Source organism: Actinotalea sp. JY-7885, assembly GCF_014525465.1.
Lineage (GTDB): Bacteria > Actinomycetota > Actinomycetes > Actinomycetales > Cellulomonadaceae > Actinotalea.
The window spans coordinates 1-17,521 of the sequence record NZ_JACEXH010000061.1 but is presented as its reverse complement, the minus strand read 5'-3'; the positions used below and the strand labels follow the sequence as shown (position 1 = coordinate 17,521).

Here is a 17,521-nt window from a genome sequence, read left to right as displayed (position 1 = left end):
CGCGGCGCGCGCGCGCCGGACCCGCGGCCCGCTCGGGGTGGTCGGGGCAAGCCGCGCGCAGCGCGCCGTCGCCGCGCTGCCCGTGCTGACCCTCGCCCTGGGCACGGGCGTGGCCGTGTCGAGCATGCTGCTGCTGAGCACCGTCGCCGAGGGCCAGGTGGACGCCTCGTGGTCCCGGGTCGGCGCGGACGCCCGTGTCGACGTCACGCGGATGCGGGGGACCGACGGTGAGGCGCTGGCGCGTGACCTGGCCGACGAGCCCGGCGTGACGGCGGTGTCGGCGGCGGCCGTGACGGCGGGGACCGCGCTGGACCTCGGGCCGCGGAACGTCAACGTGTCGGTGCTGGCGGTCGACGGGGCGTTCGCCGACCTGGTCCGGGGCGTGCCGGGCGCCGGCACCGACGTCGCCGCCCTCGCCGGCCTGGCGGGAACCGCGGCGGGTGACGCGGTGCCTGCGGTGGTGGACGCGGCGCTGGCGCGCGACCTGGGCGACGCCGTCGAGGACCCCCTCACGGTGACGTTCCGCGGGACGCGCCTGACCGTGCGCGTGGTGGGCACCACGGACGTCGCCCCGGACGGCCAGCTCCCGGGGCCGTTCCTCTACCTGTCGCCCGAGCACGTCGTCCCGCTCATGGACGAGCCCCTCGCGCGTGACGTCGTGTGGGTGTCCGGCCCGGGGGCGTCCGACGCCGTCGCGGGGCTGCCGGCCGACGCGGTGACGACCCGCGTCGGGTGGCTCGCCGAGCGCCGCGGCCCCGGGCTGGTGGGCGGCGTCCAGGGCCTCATGGCGCTCACACTGTCGATGACCGGCGTGCTGGCCGCGGCGGCGCTCGTCCTCACGGTCGTGTCGGGGGCCCGCGAGCGCGGCCGGACGCTGGCCCTGCTGCGCACGCTCGGCATGCGCCCGGGAGCGGGGTGGTGGCTCGCGCTCGCGGAGGTCGGCCCGGCGGTGCTGGCGGCCGTCCTGGCCGGCGCCGCGTCGGGCGTGCTGGTCGTGCTCGCGCTGGGCCCCGCGCTCGGGCTCGAGGTCATGACCGGGGGCGTCGGCATGCCCGACCTGGTCGTCGACCCGGGCGCGGTGGTGGGGCTGCTCGCCGCCGTCGCAGCGCTCGCCGGCCTGGCCGTGGTCGTCGAGGTCCTGGTGCACCGGCGCGACGGCCTGCACGAGGTGCTGCGCGTCGGGGGCGACTGACGGACGCGCGCGGTCAGGCGGCAGGGGCGCGCGGGACGAACGGGCGCACCTCCTCGTCGCGCCCGTCGACCACCAGGCAGGTCGCCTCGGGCACCTCGAGCCAGGCGCCGCGCAGGTCGCCCAGCGGTTCGGAGACGACGAGCCGGGCGTCGTCGGGCACCCCCCGCAGCGCGCGGCTGTGCGGGTAGTGCTGCCGGAGCGCGGAGATGTCGGCGTTGCGGAACAGCGTGCGCGACCGGCCCTCCGAGGAGTAGCGCACCGCCCACATCCGTCGGCCGTCCGTCGCGGCGAGGGTCCCCTGGAACGGGAACTCCACGCCGTGTCGCCGGCCGGTCTCCTCGACCAGGCCGACGGCGGCCGCCATCGCCGCGGGCGGGTCGTCGGCCAGGCCGTACGTCAGCGCGAGGTGGAAGACCGTCTCGGAGTCGGTGGTGCCCTCGATGAGGGGGAACAGGCTCGGGTCGACGGCGAGCTGCAGGTCGCGCCGGAGCTCGGGGAACCGGTCGACGCTGCCGTTGTGCATGAAGAGCCAGTCGTCGTGCCGGAACGGGTGGCAGTTGGTCTGCTGCACGGCGCTGCCGCTCGTGGCACGCACGTGCGCGAAGACGTGCCCGGAGCGGACGTGCCGCGCGAGCTCACGCAGGTTGCGGTCGCTCCAGGCGGGGTCGGTGGACCGGAACAGCCCGGGCTCGGGGGTGTGGCCGTCGTACCAGCCGACCCCGAAGCCGTCACCGTTCGTCGCCTCCGCGCCCAGGTGGCTGTGCTGGCTCTGCAGCACGAGCGAGTTCGCCTGCTTGTACAACAGGTCCTCGAGCGCCACGGGCGCCCCCGAGTACGCCAGCCATCGGCACATGTCGCCCCCTCGCGCGGGCCGCCGGTGGCGGTCCTTCGCCCACCCTGCGCCGGGCGCGCGCCCCGCGCCAGGGGAGACGCCGCGCTCAGTCCGGCGTGATCTCCGTGACGGCGCCGCCCTCCACGTGCAGGCGGCGGGTCAGACGCACGGTCTCGAGCATCCGCCGGTCGTGGGTCACGAGCAGGATCGTGCCGTCGAACGCGTCGAGCGCCGCCTCGAGCTGCTCGATCGCGGGCAGGTCGAGGTGGTTCGTCGGCTCGTCGAGCACGAGCAGGTTGACGCCCCGGGCCTGCAGCAGCGCGAGCGCCGCCCGCGTGCGCTCGCCGGGGGACTGGGACGCCGCCGGGCGGTGGATGTGGTGCCCGCCGAGGCCGAACTTCGCCAGCAGCGTGCGCACGTCGGCGGTCGTCCACTCGGGGACCTCGCGCGCGAACGCGGTGACGAGCGGCTCGTCGCCCTCGAAGGCGCGCCGCGCCTGGTCGACCTCGCCCACGAGCACGCCTGAGCCCAGGTCGACGGCGCCCGACGTCGGCTCGAGCCGGCCGAGCAGGAGCGCGAGCAGCGTCGACTTGCCCGCGCCGTTCGGCCCCGTCACCGCGACCCGGTCCTGCCAGTCGACCTGGAGGTCGACGGGTCCCAGCGTGAAGTCGCCGCGCCGCACCGTGGCCGCGCGGGCGACGGCGACCACGGCGCCGGAGCGCGGGCCGCTCGCGATGCTCAGCTGCAGCTGCCACTCCTTGCGGGGCTCCTCGACCGTCTCGAGCCGCTCGATCAGCCGCTCGGTCTGCCGGGCCTTGGCCGCCTGCTTCTCCGAGGTCTGGCCCCGGAAGCTCTTGATGTACTTGTCGTTGTCGGACGCCTTGCGCCGGGCGTTGCGCACCCCCTTCTCCATCCACGCCCGCTGCGTGCGGGCGCGAGCCTGGAGCGCGTCCAGGCGTGACGCGTAGCCCTCGTACGCCTCGCGCGCGCGGCGCCGCGCGACCGAGCGCTCCTCGAGGTAGGCGTCATAGCTGCCGCCGTAGAGCTGCACCCGCTGCAGGCTGCGGTCGATCTCCACGACGGCGGTCACGGTGCGGCTGAGGAACTCGCGGTCGTGGCTCACCACGACGATCGGCGCCTCGGAGCGGTGCACGAAGTCCTCGAGGAGGTCGAGCCCCGCCGCGTCGAGGTCGTTCGTCGGCTCGTCCAGCAGGTACAGGTCGTAGCGCGAGAGCAGCAGCGCGGCGAGGCCGACGCGTGCGGCCTGCCCGCCGGACAGCGCCGTCATGGGGTGGTCGAGGTCGACGTCGAGCCCGATCTCGTCGGTGACGCTCGCGCAGCGGGAGTCGAGGTCGGCGCCGCCCAGGCGCAGCCACGCGTCCAGCGCGTCGGAGTACGCGTCCCCGGCGGCGCCGGACGCGTCGACGGCGAGCGCGTCGGCCGCCGCGTCCATGGCCGCCTGCGCCGCCGCGACCCCGGTGCGGCGCTCGAGGTGCTGCCGGACCGTCTCGCCCGGTACCCGCTCGCCCTCCTGGGCGAGGAACCCGAGCTGCGCGTCGGGCGGTGAGACCGCGACGCTGCCCTCGTCCGGCACGCGCGTGCCCCGCAGGATCGCCAGGAGCGTGGACTTGCCGGCCCCGTTGGGCCCGACGAGCCCGACGACGTCGCCGGGCGCGACGACGAGGTCGACCCCCCGGAACAGGAGGCGGTCCCCGAACGCCGCGGCCACGCCGCGGGCCTGCACTGTTGCTGACACGGGCGCCATTGTCCCGTGCCGCGCGCGGGTCCGGCGACGGCGGGCGCGCTCACCCGCCCGCGTAGTGCGTCGCCAGCCGCTCCAGCTGCCCGACGTACCCGCCGCCGAAGAGCACCGCGTGGACGGCGACCGGGAAGAGCTGGTGCAGGCCGAGCAGGTCCCGCCAGCCGGTCGGCAGGGGGTGCTGCTCCTGGTATCCCGCCAGGACGACGTCCAGGTGCGGCAGGCCGAACAGGGCCAGCATCGCGAGGTCGCTCACGCGGTGCCCGCCGTGGGCGGCGGGGTCGATGAGCACGGCCCCCGCGGCGGTCCAGACGACGTTGCCCGACCACAGGTCGCCGTGCACGCGGGCCGGCCCGTCGCCGTCGTCCCATGCGCCGTCGCGCAGGCGGCGTCCGACAACGTCGAGCGCTGCCGCGAGGCCGGGGGACAGGCGCCCGGTCGCCCGCAGCGGCTCGCGCACCGGCTCCAGCCGGAGGTCCGCGAGGGCCGGGCCCCACCGCTCGTACGCCCCGGAACGCAGCGGCAGCGGCGCGTCGAGCGGACCGAAGAAGCCGTCGCCCGTCCACCCGTCGGGCGGGCAGCCGAACGCCGGCGCGCCCCTGTCGTGCAGCCGCGCCAGCCCGCGGCCGAGCTCGCGCGCCGCGTCCGGCGTGGGCGGGGCGGCTTCGAGGTGCTCGAGGAGGAGCGCGTCGTCGCGGACCTCCAGCACGCGCACCACCGGGACCGCGCGGGCCGCCGCGAGCCAGCGCAGGCCGGCCGCCTCGCACGCGAAGAAGCCCGGCGGCGCGTCCGCTCGCGCCTTGCGGTGGACCCTCGCCGTCATGGCCCCAGTCGACCACGACCGGCCCGCAGCGGGCCCAGGGCTGTCGCGTCCGGCTCCCGCGTGCGACGCTCGCAGGAGCCCCGGACGGAGGAGCACGATGAGGATCGGCGTACCGGCAGAGGTCAAGAACCACGAGTACCGCGTCGCGCTCACGCCGGCCGGCGTGCACGCGCTCGAGGGCGACGGGCACGAAGTGCTCGTGCAGCGCGGCGCGGGCCTGGGGTCCGGCATCGCGGACGACGCGTACGTCGCGGCCGGCGCACGCATGGTCCCCGAGGCCGCCGACGCCTGGGCCGCGGAGCTCGTCTGCAAGGTCAAGGAGCCGGTCGAGCAGGAGTACCCGCTGCTGCGCCGCGACCAGGTCCTCTTCACCTACCTGCACCTCGCCGCGAGCCGCGCCTGCACGCTCGCGCTGCTCGAGGCCGGCACCACGGCGATCGCGTACGAGACCGTGCAGCTGGCCGACGGGTCCTTGCCGCTGCTCGCGCCGATGAGCGAGGTCGCCGGGCGCCTCGCCCCGCAGGTCGGCGCGTACCACCTCATGCGCAGCCAGGGCGGTCGCGGCCTGCTGCCGGGCGGCGTCCCCGGGGTCGCGCCGGCCTCGGTCGTCGTCATCGGCGGCGGCGTCGCCGGACGCCACGCGGCCCAGATCGCCGTCGGGCTGCGGGCGGAGGTCACGATCCTCGACGTGAACGTCGCCAAGCTCCGGGCGCTCGACGCGGCGTACGGCGGGCGCGTGCGCACGCTCGCGTCGAGCCCGCTCGCGGTCGAGGAGGCCGTCGTGGCGGCCGACGTCGTCATCGGCGCGGTCCTCGTCCCGGGGCGGCGGGCGCCGACGCTCGTCAGCAACGCGACGGTCGCCCGCATGCGGGAGGGGTCCGTGCTGGTCGACATCGCCGTCGACCAGGGCGGCTGCTTCGAGGACACGCGTCCCACCACGCACGCCGAGCCCACCTTCCGGGTGCACGGGTCCACGTTCTACTGCGTCGCGAACATGCCCGGCGCGGTGCCGGACACGTCCACGCACGCGCTGACCGCCGCCACGCTGCCGTACGTGCGCTCGCTGGCGGCGCTCGGCTGGCGCGAGGCGGTGGCCCGCGACGCGGCGCTGGCGGCCGGCCTGTCCACGCACGACGGCGCGCTCGTGCAGCCCGGGGTCGCCGAGGCGCACGGGCTGCCCGTCACCGCCGCCTGACCGGCCGCGCGCGACCCGGCGCGCCGAGGGGAAAGCGGTGGGTCCGCCGTCGCGCGGTGCCCTACCGTGCGCCGATGGAACCGATCATGCTGCGGGACGAGCACCTGCTGCTCACCCCGCCCACCGACCGCGACGTGGACGACATCACCGCCGCGTGCCAGGACCCCGAGATCGCCGCCTGGGTCACCGTGCCCTCGCCGTACGGGCGGTCCGACGCCGAGTTCTTCGTCGCCCACGTCGTCGGACCGGGGTGGGAGAGCGGCACGGATCTCGTGTGGGCGGTGCGGGACGCCACGGGCACCTCCGACCGCCTGCTCGGCATGATCGGGCTGCACGGCCTCGCCGACGGCTCGGCGGAGATCGGGTTCTGGATCGCGCCGTGGGCGCGCGGCCGCGGAGTCGTGGGCCGGGCCGTCGACCTCGTGCTGGACCACGCGTTCGCCCCCGACGGGCTCGACCTGGTCCGGGTGCTCTGGACCGCCTTCGTCGGCAACTGGCCCTCGCGTCGCATCGCCTGGCGTGCCGGCTTCCGGGTCGAGGGCGCGGTGCGGCTGCACGGCGTGCAGCGCGACGTGCGGCGCGACGCGTGGCTCGCCACCCTGCTGCGCGACGACCCGCGCACGCCGGCCGAGCCGTGGCCCGCGGAGGCGCCCGCCGCGCCGTGAGAGAGGATGGCCGGATGATCGACACGACACCCGCGCTGGACCCCGCCAACCCGTTCGCGCACGACTCGGCGCTGCCGTACGCGCTCCCCGACTTCACCCGGATCCGCGACGAGCACTACCTGCCCGCGTTCGAGGCGGGCATGGCCGCCGAGCGGGCCGAGGTCGAGGCGCTCCTCGCGGACCCCGAACCGCCCACCGAGGAGCTGCTGCTCGGGCTCGAGCGGTCCGGGTCCCTGCTGCACCGGGTCGCCACGGTCTTCTTCAACCGGACGAGCGCCGACACCTCGCCCGCGCTCGACGACCTCGAGGAGCAGGTCGCCCCGCTGCTCTCCGAGCACCACGACGCGATCTACCTCGACCGCCGCCTGTACGAGCGCCTCGAGGCGCTCCAGGCGCGCGTCGACGCCGGCGAGGTGACGCTCGAGCCCGACGCCGCGTGGCTGCTCACCGAGCTGCGGCGCGACGTCGTGCGGGCGGGTGCCGCGCAGCCCGAGGAGGTCCAGCAGCGCCTGCGCGAGCTGAACTCCCGGATCTCGACGCTCGAGACCGCGTTCGGGCGGGAGCTGCTCGCCGAGACCAACGCCAGCGCCGTGCTCGTCGAGGACGCCGAGGACCTCGAGGGCATGCCGCAGGACGCCATCGCCGCCGCGCGCCAGGCCGCCGCCGACCGCGGCCACGAGAGCGGCTACCTCGTCGAGCTCATGCTCTACAGCCAGCAGCCCGTCCTGGCGACGCTGCGCCGGCGCGACGTGCGGCGCCGCATCCACGAGGCGTCGATCGCCCGCGGCGGGCGCGGCGGCGAGCACGACACGCGCGCCGTCCTGCTCGAGCTCGCGCGCCTGCGCGCCGAGCGCGCCCGGCTCCTCGGCTACGAGCACCACGCGGCGTACGTCGCCGAGGACGGCACCGCACGCACGACGTCGGCCGTGTCCTCGATCCTGGGCCGGCTCGCGCCGGCCGCCGCCGCGAACGCGCGCCGCGAGGCCGCCGACCTCGAAGCGGCCCTGCAGGCCGACGAGCCCGGCGCGACCCTCGAGGCGTGGGACTGGCCCTACTACGCCGAGCGCGTCCGCCAGGAGCGGTACGCGCTGGACGACGCCGTCCTGCGCCCCTACCTCGAGCTCGAGCGCGTGGTCCACGACGGGGTCTTCTTCGCCGCCGGCGAGCTCTACGGCCTGCAGTTCGCCGAGCGCACCGACCTCGTCGGCTACCACCCGGACGTGCGCGTCTTCGAGGTGCGCGACGCCGACGGCGCCGAGCTGGGGCTCTTCCTGGCCGACTGGTACACCCGCGAGTCCAAGCGCGGCGGCGCCTGGATGAACAACCTCGTGGACCAGAGCCACCTGCTGGGTCACCGGCCCGTGGTGGTCAACAACCTCAACATCCCCAAGCCGCCCGCGGGCGAGCCGACGCTGCTCACCTGGGACGAGGTCATCACGCTCTTCCACGAGTTCGGGCACGCGCTGCACGGGCTCTTCTCGGACGTGCGGCTGCCGTCGCAGTCGGGCACCGAGGTGCCGCGGGACTTCGTGGAGTACCCGTCGCAGGTCAACGAGATGTGGGCGTGGGAGCCGCGCGTGCTGAGCCGCTACGCGGTGCACCACGTCACGGGGGAGCCGCTGCCGCAGGAGTGGGTCGAGACGATGATCGCCTCGCGGCAGTACAACGAGGGCTTCTCCACGACGGAGTACCTCGCGGCCGCGCTGCTGGACCAGGCGTGGCACACGCTCACCCCCGAGCAGGTGCCGACCGACGTCGACGAGGTCGAGGCGTTCGAGGCGCGCGCGCTGGAGGCCGCCGGGATCGCGGTGCCGGCCGTGCCGCCGCGGTACCGCACGACGTACTTCAACCACGTCTTCGGCGGTGGGTACGCCGCGGCGTACTACTCCTACATCTGGTCCGAGGTGCTGGACGCGGACACGGTGACGTGGTTCGAGGAGAACGGCGGGCTGCGGCGCGAGAACGGCGACCGCTTCCGCCGGGTGCTCCTCTCGCGCGGCGGCTCGCTCGACGTCATGGACACCTTCCGCGAGCTGCGCGGACGCGACCCGGAGATCGCGCCCCTGCTGGCTCGCCGCGGGCTGTCCTGACGGTGCGGGGCGCCGCTGACGCGCGGTGACCTCCCGGCGCGCGGGTACGGTGGCGCCATGTCGACCCAGCCGACCGGCGCCACCGTGACCACCGCGCAGGACGAGGTCACGCGCCTCTGCCAGGACCTGCTCCGCATCGACACGTCGAACTACGGCGACGGCAGCGGCCCGGGCGAGCGGGTCGCCGCCGAGTACGTCGCCGCCGCGCTGGCCGAGGTCGGCCTCGAGCCCGAGCTGTTCGAGTCGGCGCCCGGGCGGGCGAACGTGGTGGTGCGGCTCGAGGGCAGCGACGCCTCGCGTCCCGCCCTGGTGCTGCACGGCCACACCGACGTCGTGCCCGCCGCGGCCGACGACTGGTCCGTCGACCCGTTCGGCGGCGAGGAGCGCGACGGGCTCCTGTGGGGCCGCGGCGCCGTCGACATGAAGGACATGGACGCGATGATCCTCGCGGTCGTGCGCCAGATGGTGCGCGAGGGCCGTCGCCCGGCGCGCGACGTCGTCGTCGCCTTCTTCGCGGACGAGGAGGCGGGCGGGCGCTACGGCGCGAGCTACGCCGTCGACCACCGGCCGGAGCTGTTCGAGGGCGCGACCGAGGCGATCAGCGAGGTCGGCGGGTTCTCGGTGGAGGTCGGGGGGCGGCGCGCGTACCTGCTCCAGACGGCGGAGAAGGGGATCGGCTGGCTGCGCCTGGTCGCCGACGGGCGCGCGGGCCACGGCTCGCAGGTCAACACCGAGAACGCCGTGACGCACCTCGCGGCCGCCGTGGCGCGCATCGGCGCCTACGCCTGGCCCCTGGAGATCACGCCGACCGTCAGGGCGCTGCTCGAGGGCGTCGCGCAGCTCACCGGGCTGCCGCTCGACCTGGAGGACCCGGCCGCCGTCGACCGGCTGGTCCAGGCGCTCGGGCCGGCGTCGCGCTTCGTCGGCGCGACCGTGCGCAACACCGCCAACCCGACCCAGCTCGACGCCGGCTACAAGGCCAACGTCATCCCGGGGTCGGCGTCGGCCGTGCTCGACACGCGCTTCCTGCCCGGGCACGAGGACGCCGCCCGGGCGACGCTGGCCGAGCTCGCGGGTCCGGGTGTGCGGATCGAGGACATCCACCGCGACATCGCGCTCGAGTTCCCCTTCGAGGGCGACCTGGTCGACGCGATGGTCGCCGCGCTGCACGCCGAGGACCCGGGCGCCGCGGTGCTGCCCTACACGCTCTCCGGCGGCACGGACAACAAGTCGCTCGCCCGCCTGGGCATCACGGGCTACGGGTTCGCGCCGCTGCGGCTGCCGACGTCGCTCGACTTCTCGGCGATGTTCCACGGCGTCGACGAGCGCGTGCCGGTGGATGCGCTGCGGTTCGGCACGCGGGTCCTGGACCGGCTGCTCGCCACCTGCTGAGGCCGGCCGCGGCGGGCGTCAGAGCGTGCTGCGGACGCGGATGATCTTGCGGCGCAGCCAGACCTTGCGTTCGCCGCCCGCGTACAGGCTCGTGCGGGCCAGCTCCCACCGGCCGTACTCGGCCTCGTCGGTGAGCAGGCGGCGGGCGTCGCCGTTGCTCGTGGAGCGCGGGATGGTCAGGACGCGGTACTCCCACTGACCGCCCTGGTTGCGCCAGCCGTCGCGGACCGACGTCGTGATGGGACTCAACGCACATACCTCCCGGTGGTCGCACCGCCGTTGTCCATTGTGCCTGGTCGAGCGCTACCGTCGACCCCATGACCGACGACCCCCGTGCCGCGCTCGACCGCCTGCTCGCCGCACTCGAGGCCCACTTCCACGCGGTCAGCACCGGCCGCGGGGACGAGGACCCGGCCGTCGACGACGCGTACGACGTCCTCGCTGACGCCTTCGACGCCTACGACACCGCGCTGCTGCGCGTCCACGGCGAGACGCTGCCCTTCTACCTCGGTGACGAGGTCGACGACGCAGACGACGAGGACGACGACGAGGACGACGACGAGGACGACGAGGACGACGACGTCGACGAGGACGACCTCGACGACCTGGAGGACGACCAGCTCGACGGCACGGAGCTCGACGAGCCCGGCCGCTGACCCCGCCCGGCGCGCTCCCCGGAGGCTTCTGCCCGCATCCCGGCCACAAGCCTCCGCGGGATCGGTGCGGACGAGCCGCGGCACCCCGGTCGCCGGGGGCGGGTCGGGGCACCGGAGGGTTGTGCCCGCATACCGGTCACAAGCCTCCGCCGGAGGGTGCGGATGGGGCGCCGCACCGGGGCGCGGCGGCTACGCGCCGCTGAGGTGGGTCAGCGGGCTTCGGGGTAGCCGGTTGCCGGCGCGCTGACCTCGTCCAGGGCCTGAGCGATGGCCTCGGGGAGCGCGGTGTCGGCGTCGAGCGCGGTCCGGAGCTGGGCCGCGGTGCGCGCGCCCACGAGCGCGGACGCCACCCCCGGGCGTGAGAGCACCCAGCCCAGCGCGAGCTCGAGCGGCGTGCGCTCCAGCCCGTCCGCGGCCGTGTGCAGCGCCTCGGTCACCCGGACCGACGACGCCCCGAGGTAGGGCGTGACGAAGCCGGCGAGGTGCGCCGAGGCCGCGCGGGAGTCGGCGGGCACCGTGCGCCGGTACTTGCCGGTCAGCACGCCCCGGCCGAGCGGCGACCAGGCGAGCACGCCCGCGCCGAGCGCCGCGGCGGCGGGCACGACCTCACGCTCGATGCCGCGCTCGAGCAGCGAGTACTCGACCTCGACGGCCGCGAGCGGCGCCGTGGCCTCGAGCAGCGTGCCCAGGCGGGCCGTCTGCCAGCCCGGGTGGTTGGACAGGCCCACGTAGCGGGCGCGGCCCGTGTCGATGACGTGCCGCAGGGCCGCCGCGACCTCGGCGAGCGGGGTCCGCGGGTCCGGCTGCTGCACGAGGAAGAGGTCGACGTGGTCCGTGCCGAGGCGGGCCAGCGACGCGTCGAGGGACGAGAGCAGGGCGCCGCGCGACGCGTCCACGACGGCGCCGCGCGCCGTGCGCCGCACGCCGCCCTTGGTGCACAGCACGACGTCGTCCCGCGCCACGACCCGCCCGAGCAGCGAGCCGATGAGCTCCTCGGCCGCGCCGTCCGCGTACGACGCCGCGGTGTCCACGAGGGTCCCGCCGGCGTCCACGAAGTCGCGCAGCTGCTCCGCGGCCTCCTGCTCGTCCGTGTCCCGCGCCCACGTGAGCGTGCCGAGCCCGAGCGCGGAGACCCGCAGTCCGGTCCTGCCCAGCTGTCGCTCCTCCATGGTCACCACGCTACCGGGCGGCGTCGGGTGGGCCGGGACGTCGTCCCGGCCCCGAGCCCCGGTAACCTTCGCGCCATGACGTGGTGGGAAGCGGTCGTCCTCGGCCTGGTCCAAGGGCTCACCGAGTTCCTCCCGGTCTCCTCCAGCGCGCACCTGCGCATCGTGGGGGAGCTGCTGCCCGGCGGGGGTGACCCGGGCGCGGCGTTCACGGCGATCACGCAGATCGGCACCGAGAGCGCCGTGCTCCTCTACTTCCGCCGCGACATCGCGCGAATCTGCCGCGCGTGGTGGCGCGCGCTGAGCGGGCGCGACGGCGCGGACCTGCGCTCGCGCCTCGGGTCGGCCGACCCGGACGCGCGGATGGCGTGGTGGATCGCCCTGGGCTCGGTGCCGATCGTCGTGCTCGGGCTCGCCTTCGAGGACTCGATCAAGGGACCGTTCCGCAACCTCTACCTCGTCGCCGCGACGCTCGCCATCTTCGCCCTCGCCCTGGGCTGGGCCGACAAGGTCGGCGCCAAGACACGCACGCTCGACCAGCTCACGGGCAAGCACGCGATCCTCTTCGGCTTCGCGCAGGCCATGGCGCTGATCCCGGGCGTCTCGCGCTCGGGCGGCACCATCACCGCCGGGCTCCTCATGGGCTACACCCGGGAGGCCGCCGCGCGGTACTCCTTCCTCCTCGCGATCCCCGCGGTCCTGGGCTCCGGGTTCCAGCAGCTCGTCACGAGCCTCGACGACTTCGGTGACCCGGGCACGCCGGGGCTCGGCGTCACGGCGCTGGCGACGGCGATCGCCTTCGCGGTCGGGTACCTGGTGATCATCGGGTTCCTCAAGCTCGTCTCCACCCGCAGCTACCAGCCCTTCGTGGTCTACCGGATCGCGCTCGCCGCGGTCGTCGTGGTGCTCATCTGGGCCGGTGCGCTGCAGCCGGTGAGCGCCGCGGTCGGCTGAGGACGGCCGGTCGGCGGTCGTCCCACCTCTGGCTTAGGCTGCGTCGGTGCGTACCTGGCCCTCCCCGCATGTCCCCTCGATCCCCGGTAGCGGCGGGGAGGTGACCGTGCTCGACACCGTCACCGGCACGCTGGTGACCGCGGCCACCGGCCCGCGGGCCACGATGTACGTGTGCGGCATCACGCCGTACGACGCGACCCACCTCGGCCACGCCGCCACCTACATCGCCTTCGACCTGCTGCACCGGGCCTGGCTCGACGCCGGCCTCGAGGTCACCTACGCCTCCAACGTCACCGACGTCGACGACCCCCTGCTCGAGCGGGCCACCGCCACGGGGGTCGACTGGCAGAAGCTCGCCGAGGAGCAGACGGCGCTCTTCGCCGAGGACATGACGGCGCTGGGCGTGCTCGCGCCCCACGTCTACCTGGGCGCTGTCGAGACCATCCCGACCGTCGCCACGACGGTGCGGCGGCTGCTGGACCAGGGGCTCGCGTACCGGGTTCCGCTCGAGGAGGGCGCCGGCGGCGACCGGCCCGACCTCGGGGACGTCTACGCGGACATCTCCGCCGACGAGCAGCTCACCGCCGTCGCCGGCCTGGACCACGACGAGACGGTCGCGCTCTTCGCGGAGCGGGGCGGGGACCCCGGGCGGCCCGGCAAGCGCGACCCGCTCGACCCCGCGCTGTGGCGCCGCGTGCGGCCGGGGGAGCCGTCCTGGGACGGCGGCGAGCTCGGCGAGGGACGCCCCGGCTGGCACATCGAGTGCACGGTGATCGCCGAGCAGGCGCTCGGTTCCTCGTTCGACGTGCAGGGCGGCGGCCGCGACCTCGTCTTCCCCCACCACGCCATGAGCACCGCCCACGCGCGAGCGCTCGGCGGGCAGGGCGCGCGCGCCCACGTCCACACGGGGATGGTGGGCCTCGACGGCGAGAAGATGAGCAAGTCGCGCGGCAACCTCGTGCTGGTCTCGGAGCTGCGCCGCCAGGGTGTCGACCCGATGGCCGTGCGCCTCGCCGTGCTGGCGCACCACTACCGCGAGGACTGGCAGTGGGACGACGCCGTGCTGGCGGACGCCCGGACCCGCCTCGAGCGCTGGCGCGCCGCGGTCTCCGGCAACGGCGGTCCCGACCCGGACACCACCGTCGCCGCGATCCGCTCGGCCCTGGCCGCCGACCTCGACGCCCCCGGCGCGCTGCGCGCCGTGGACACGTGGGCCGACGCGGCCCTCAGCGTCGGTGGTGACGTCGAGGGTGCCCCCGGCGTGATCGCGCGCGCGCTCGACGCGCTGCTCGGCGTCCGCCTCTGAGGCGCGGGCGCCCCGGCCTCGGGGCGCCCGGCCGGTGGCTCAGGCGCCGCCCGGACCGCCGTCGCGGCGCCGCAGGTAGCGCTCGAACTCGCGCGCGATCGCCTCACCGGTCGCCTCGGGGAGCTCGGCCGTGTCCTTGGCCTCCTCGAGCTGCGCGACGTACTCGGCGATCTCCGGGTCCTCCGCCGCGAGCTCGTCGACGCCGTTCTGCCACGCCTCGGCGTCCTCCGCGAGGTCGCGCAGCGGCACCGCCTCGCCCAGCAGCCCTTCGAGGCGCACGAGCAGGGCCTGCGTCGCCTTGGGCGAGGGCGGGTGGGCGACGTAGTGCGGCACGGCGCCCCACACCGACAGCGCACGCAGGCCCCGTCGCTGCGCCTCGTGCTGGAGGACGCCCACGATCCCCGTCGGCCCCTCGTAGGTGTTGGCGTCCAGGCCGAGGGTCGCCTGGAGCACCGTGTCGTCCGACGTCGCCGTGACCGGGATGGGCCGCGTGTGCGGCACGTCGGCGAGCAGGGCGCCCAGCGTCACGACGGTCGTCACACCCAGCCGCTCGGCCAGGTCGAGCAGCTCGGTGCTGTAGCGCCGCCACCGCATGGACGGCTCGATGCCGTGGACGAGGACGATGTGGCGGCCGTCGGGCCGCTGCGCGAGGGCGATCGTCGTCGTCGGCCAGGTGATCTCCCGGCGGCCGTCCTCCGTCAGCGCGACGGTCGGCCGGTTGACCTGGAAGTCGTGGTACTCCTCGGGGTCGAGCTCGTCGACCTCCTCCGCACCCCACACGTCGTGCAGGTGCACGAGCGCCTGCGTCGCGGCGGCCCCGGCGTCGTTCCAGCCCTCGAACGCCGCGAGCATCACCGCGCCGCGCAGCGGTCCGCCGGGGGGGAGTGCATCGCTCATGGGGGCAAGCCTAGGCCCGTGGTCCCGGGTGCCGGCGGTCTACTCGACGACGGGGATCTCCGGCCACCAGCCACCGACGGTCGCCACCAGCTCGTTCGCGCCCTCCGGCTGCGTGACCACTGCCACGCGGGCCGGTCGGGCCTGGGCGAACTGCAGGAAGAGGTCCTCGCGCACGGTGCCGTCGGGCATCGTGACGGGGCCGAGCTCGTGCTGGTTCACGACGCCGCTCGAGTAGCCCCGGGGCGGACGGGGCAGCGTCGTCGTCGCCTTGTCCTCCTCGGAGAGCCGGACCCCGTAGTGGGCTTCCACGCGCGCCCACGTCGCGTCGTAGTCCCAGGTGCGCTGCCAGGTCTCGTAGCGGGGCGCGACGTACAGCGCGCAGAGGCCGACGACCACAGCCGTCGCAGCCGCCCACGCCGCGGCGCGGCGCCACGCGCGCTCGATCGCCGCGCGGCCCAGGAGCACGAGCGGGCAGGTCGCCGCGATCAGGAGGACCGCCAGCACGGTGGTCATCCCCGGTACCGCCTCGACGGCGTCGACCCCTGGTTGCACGGCTCCTCCTCGGTGGCAGCCGGACCCTACCCGTCCTCCCGGTGGGAGCCGCGTCGCGTCCGCGCCGCCGCTGCGCGCCGGTACTGTCGGGGGCCCAGCCCGCCGACCAGAGAGTTTCCGTGTCAGTGACGCCTCACCGCACGCCCGACGACCTGCCAGCACGTGACCTGCCCGCCGCGGTCCTGTGGGACATGGACGGCACCCTCGTGGACACCGAGCCTGCCTGGCTCGCCGCGGAGATCGCCCTGGTGGAGGAGTCCGGGGGCACCTGGACCGAGGCGGACTCCCTCCAGATGATCGGCCTGCCGCTCATGTCCGCGGCCGCGGTGCTGCAGCGGCACGGCGTGGACCTCGGAGCCGAGGCGATCGTCGCGCGCCTCCTCGGCGCCGTGGTGGAGTCCGTGGGGCGCGAGCTGCCGTGGCAGCCCGGGGCGCGCGAGCTGCTGGTCGGCCTCGCCGAGGCCGGCGTGCCGTGCGCACTGGTGACCATGTCCTACCGCGCCCTCGCGGACGCGGTGCTCGCGCAGGGTCCAGCGGGCGTGTTCTCGGTCGTCGTCACGGGCGACGAGGTCACGCGCGGCAAGCCGCACCCCGAGCCCTACCTGCGCGCGGCCGAGCTGCTGGGCGTGGACATCACCGCGTGCGTCGCGGTCGAGGACTCGCCGCCCGGGATCGCGTCGGCGCTCGCCTCGGGCGCGCGGACACTGGGCGTCCAGCACATCGCCCCCGTCGAGGCGCGCCCCGGCCTGAGCCGCACCGACTCGCTCGCCCGGTTCACGGTGGCGGACCTGCGCGCCCTCGCGCGCGGCGAGGTCGTCGACCACCTCGCCGAGCCGGCGGCCTGACCCGCGCGGCCCGTCCGCCCGGCCTCAGGCGGTCGGGCGGACGCCGAGCGCGAGCTCGACGGTCTCGGCGCTGACGTCCGGCGGTGTGCCTCCGAACGCCGGGCACAGCGCCTGGTGGCTGCACCAGCCGCACAGCGGGCCCTTCTTGGGCAGCCACCGGCCGCTCTCGGCGGACGTGCGGATGCCGGCCCAGATCGCGCGGATGCGGCGCTCGGTGGTCTCGAGCTCCGCGGCGTCGGGCACGTGCCGCAGCAGCGTGCCGTCGCCGAGGTAGACGAGCTGCAGCATCGCCGGCACCTGGCCGCGCAGGCGGGACAGCACGAGCGCGTAGAAGCGCATCTGGAACAGCGCGCCGCCCTCGTACCCCTGGCGCGGCGAGCGCCCCGTCTTGTAGTCGACCACCCGGATGGCGCCGTTCGGCGCCACGTCGATCCGGTCGATGATGCCGCGCAGCTCGAAGCCGTCGTCGAGGTCCGTCGAGACCCGCAGCTCGCGCTCCGCCGGCTGCAGCCGGTTCGGGTCCTCCAGCGTGAAGTAGCGGTCGAGCAGCGCGCCGGCCTCGGCGAACCAGGCCGTCGTGTCGGCCGCGTCGGGCAGGACCTCGGCGCACTCCGGCGCGTCCGCGACCATCCGGTCCCACTCTCCGGGGACGAGCGCCTTCGCGGCCTCGACGGTCCGGCGCCCGGCGGGGGCGTCGAAGAGCCGCTCGAGGACCGCGTGCACGAGCGTGCCGCGCACCGCCGCCGCGCTCGGCGGCTCGGGCAGGCGGTCGACGACCCGGAACCGGAAGAGCAGGGGGCACTGCATGAAGTCGTTCGCCCGCGACGGCGACAGGCCCGGCCGGCGCACGGGCGGGGCGGCGTCGGCGGGGAGGGTCGGGGCGGTTCCGGTCGGCACGCGTGCAGGGTACGTCGCGGCACCGACACCTCCGGCACAGCCTCGCGGGACAGCGCTTAGGGTCGGGACGTGGACGGCACCCGGACGGCGGCGCGACCGCGCACGTGGGTCGCCGGCCGGATCGCGGGCGCGCCCCTGGAGGTCAGCCCCGGGAGCCTGGTCACCCTCGCCGTCCTCGTGCTGGCGCTCTGGCGCGTGCTGGACGCCGGCGCCGGGCCCGGGGGGCCGGTCCTGCTCGCCGCGCTGCTCGCGGCCGCCCTCGTCGGCGCGTCGGTCGTCGCGCACGAGCTCGCGCACGCC

The 17,521-nt window shown here is 75.7% G+C and carries 17 protein-coding genes and 1 pseudogene; 10 read left to right on the top strand and 8 right to left on the bottom strand.

Translation table 11 applies throughout. The features are described 5' to 3' along the window. The coding region (locus tag IDM29_RS07695) for an FtsX-like permease family protein (protein ID WP_375372398.1) at window positions 1–1,192 on the top strand (1,192 nt) is incomplete at its 5' end. A gap of 13 nt (window positions 1,193–1,205) precedes the next feature. Here IDM29_RS07695 and IDM29_RS07690 read toward each other — a convergent pair. The 3 genes from IDM29_RS07690 to IDM29_RS07680 all read right to left on the bottom strand — a co-directional run bounded on the left by IDM29_RS07690 (window position 1,206) and on the right by IDM29_RS07680 (window position 4,702). Then, window positions 1,206–2,045 carry a class II glutamine amidotransferase gene (locus IDM29_RS07690; protein WP_182113743.1) on the bottom strand — a complete coding sequence of 280 codons (840 nt, stop codon included), beginning with the start codon at window positions 2,043–2,045 and terminating at the stop codon, window positions 1,206–1,208. 85 nt (window positions 2,046–2,130) lie between these two features. Next, a complete protein-coding gene (locus IDM29_RS07685) occupies window positions 2,131–3,780 on the bottom strand; it encodes an ABC-F family ATP-binding cassette domain-containing protein (RefSeq protein ID WP_182113744.1) in 1,650 nt (549 codons plus the stop codon). 49 nt (window positions 3,781–3,829) lie between these two features. Further along, on the bottom strand, window positions 3,830–4,702 hold the full coding sequence (locus IDM29_RS07680; RefSeq protein WP_309232692.1) for a fructosamine kinase family protein: 873 nt from the start codon (window positions 4,700–4,702) through the stop codon (window positions 3,830–3,832). Between the two features lies 1 nt (window position 4,703). On the opposite strand from IDM29_RS07680, the gene ald reads away from it, so the two are divergent. From ald to IDM29_RS07660, 4 genes are all read left to right on the top strand, one after another. Beyond that, window positions 4,704–5,801, top strand: a complete 1,098-nt coding sequence (gene ald / locus IDM29_RS07675) for an alanine dehydrogenase (protein WP_182113746.1) — start codon at window positions 4,704–4,706, stop codon at window positions 5,799–5,801. A 74-nt stretch (window positions 5,802–5,875) separates the two neighbouring features. Next, window positions 5,876–6,466, top strand: a complete 591-nt coding sequence (locus IDM29_RS07670) for a GNAT family N-acetyltransferase (protein ID WP_182113747.1) — start codon at window positions 5,876–5,878, stop codon at window positions 6,464–6,466. A 14-nt stretch (window positions 6,467–6,480) separates the two neighbouring features. Then, a complete protein-coding gene (locus IDM29_RS07665) occupies window positions 6,481–8,556 on the top strand; it encodes a M3 family metallopeptidase (RefSeq protein ID WP_182113748.1) in 2,076 nt (691 codons plus the stop codon). Window positions 8,557–8,613: 57 nt separating this feature from the next. Beyond that, window positions 8,614–9,948, top strand: a complete 1,335-nt coding sequence (locus tag IDM29_RS07660; RefSeq protein ID WP_182113749.1) for a M20/M25/M40 family metallo-hydrolase — start codon at window positions 8,614–8,616, stop codon at window positions 9,946–9,948. 18 nt (window positions 9,949–9,966) lie between these two features. Here IDM29_RS07660 and IDM29_RS07655 read toward each other — a convergent pair whose 3' ends face one another. Continuing rightward, a complete protein-coding gene (locus tag IDM29_RS07655; protein WP_220458031.1) occupies window positions 9,967–10,197 on the bottom strand; it encodes a DUF5703 family protein in 231 nt (76 codons plus the stop codon). 68 nt (window positions 10,198–10,265) lie between these two features. Here IDM29_RS07655 and IDM29_RS07650 point away from each other — a divergent pair, with 68 nt between their 5' ends. Further along, entirely contained in the window at window positions 10,266–10,604 is a 339-nt protein-coding gene (locus IDM29_RS07650) for a primosomal protein (protein ID WP_182113750.1), read from the top strand. A 209-nt stretch (window positions 10,605–10,813) separates the two neighbouring features. Here the strand turns inward: IDM29_RS07650 and IDM29_RS07645 are convergent, their stop codons facing one another. Next, complete coding sequence (locus tag IDM29_RS07645; RefSeq protein ID WP_182113751.1) at window positions 10,814–11,773, bottom strand: aldo/keto reductase; 960 nt, start codon at window positions 11,771–11,773, stop codon at window positions 10,814–10,816. Window positions 11,774–11,848: 75 nt separating this feature from the next. Between IDM29_RS07645 and IDM29_RS07640 the strand changes: the two genes are divergently transcribed. Together IDM29_RS07640 and mshC are read left to right on the top strand one after the other, a co-directional pair. Then, complete coding sequence (locus IDM29_RS07640) at window positions 11,849–12,724, top strand: undecaprenyl-diphosphate phosphatase (RefSeq protein WP_182113752.1); 876 nt, start codon at window positions 11,849–11,851, stop codon at window positions 12,722–12,724. Between the two features lie 46 nt (window positions 12,725–12,770). Continuing rightward, the gene (mshC, locus tag IDM29_RS07635) at window positions 12,771–14,030 is read left to right on the top strand and encodes a cysteine--1-D-myo-inosityl 2-amino-2-deoxy-alpha-D-glucopyranoside ligase (RefSeq protein ID WP_182113753.1); all 1,260 of its coding nucleotides are present in this window, start codon (window positions 12,771–12,773) and stop codon (window positions 14,028–14,030) included. Between the two features lie 39 nt (window positions 14,031–14,069). On the opposite strand, the gene IDM29_RS07630 is transcribed toward mshC, so the two are convergent. Both IDM29_RS07630 and IDM29_RS07625 read right to left on the bottom strand, forming a co-directional pair. Next, window positions 14,070–14,927, bottom strand: coding sequence for a PAC2 family protein (locus IDM29_RS07630; RefSeq protein ID WP_182113754.1), 858 nt, complete (start codon window positions 14,925–14,927; stop codon window positions 14,070–14,072). Between the two features lie 39 nt (window positions 14,928–14,966). Next, window positions 14,967–15,479, bottom strand: a complete 513-nt coding sequence (locus tag IDM29_RS07625) for a hypothetical protein (protein ID WP_182113755.1) — start codon at window positions 15,477–15,479, stop codon at window positions 14,967–14,969. A 119-nt stretch (window positions 15,480–15,598) separates the two neighbouring features. Between IDM29_RS07625 and IDM29_RS07620 the strand changes: the two genes are divergently transcribed. Beyond that, on the top strand, window positions 15,599–16,324 hold the full coding sequence (locus tag IDM29_RS07620) for an HAD family phosphatase (RefSeq protein ID WP_255491848.1): 726 nt from the start codon (window positions 15,599–15,601) through the stop codon (window positions 16,322–16,324). Between the two features lie 24 nt (window positions 16,325–16,348). Here the strand turns inward: IDM29_RS07620 and IDM29_RS07615 are convergent, their stop codons facing one another. Next, a complete protein-coding gene (locus IDM29_RS07615; protein ID WP_255491849.1) occupies window positions 16,349–17,221 on the bottom strand; it encodes a PD-(D/E)XK nuclease family protein in 873 nt (290 codons plus the stop codon). 69 nt (window positions 17,222–17,290) lie between these two features. Between IDM29_RS07615 and IDM29_RS07610 the strand changes: the two are divergent. After that, a pseudogene (locus IDM29_RS07610) lies at window positions 17,291–17,521 on the top strand (hypothetical protein); the annotation flags it as partial.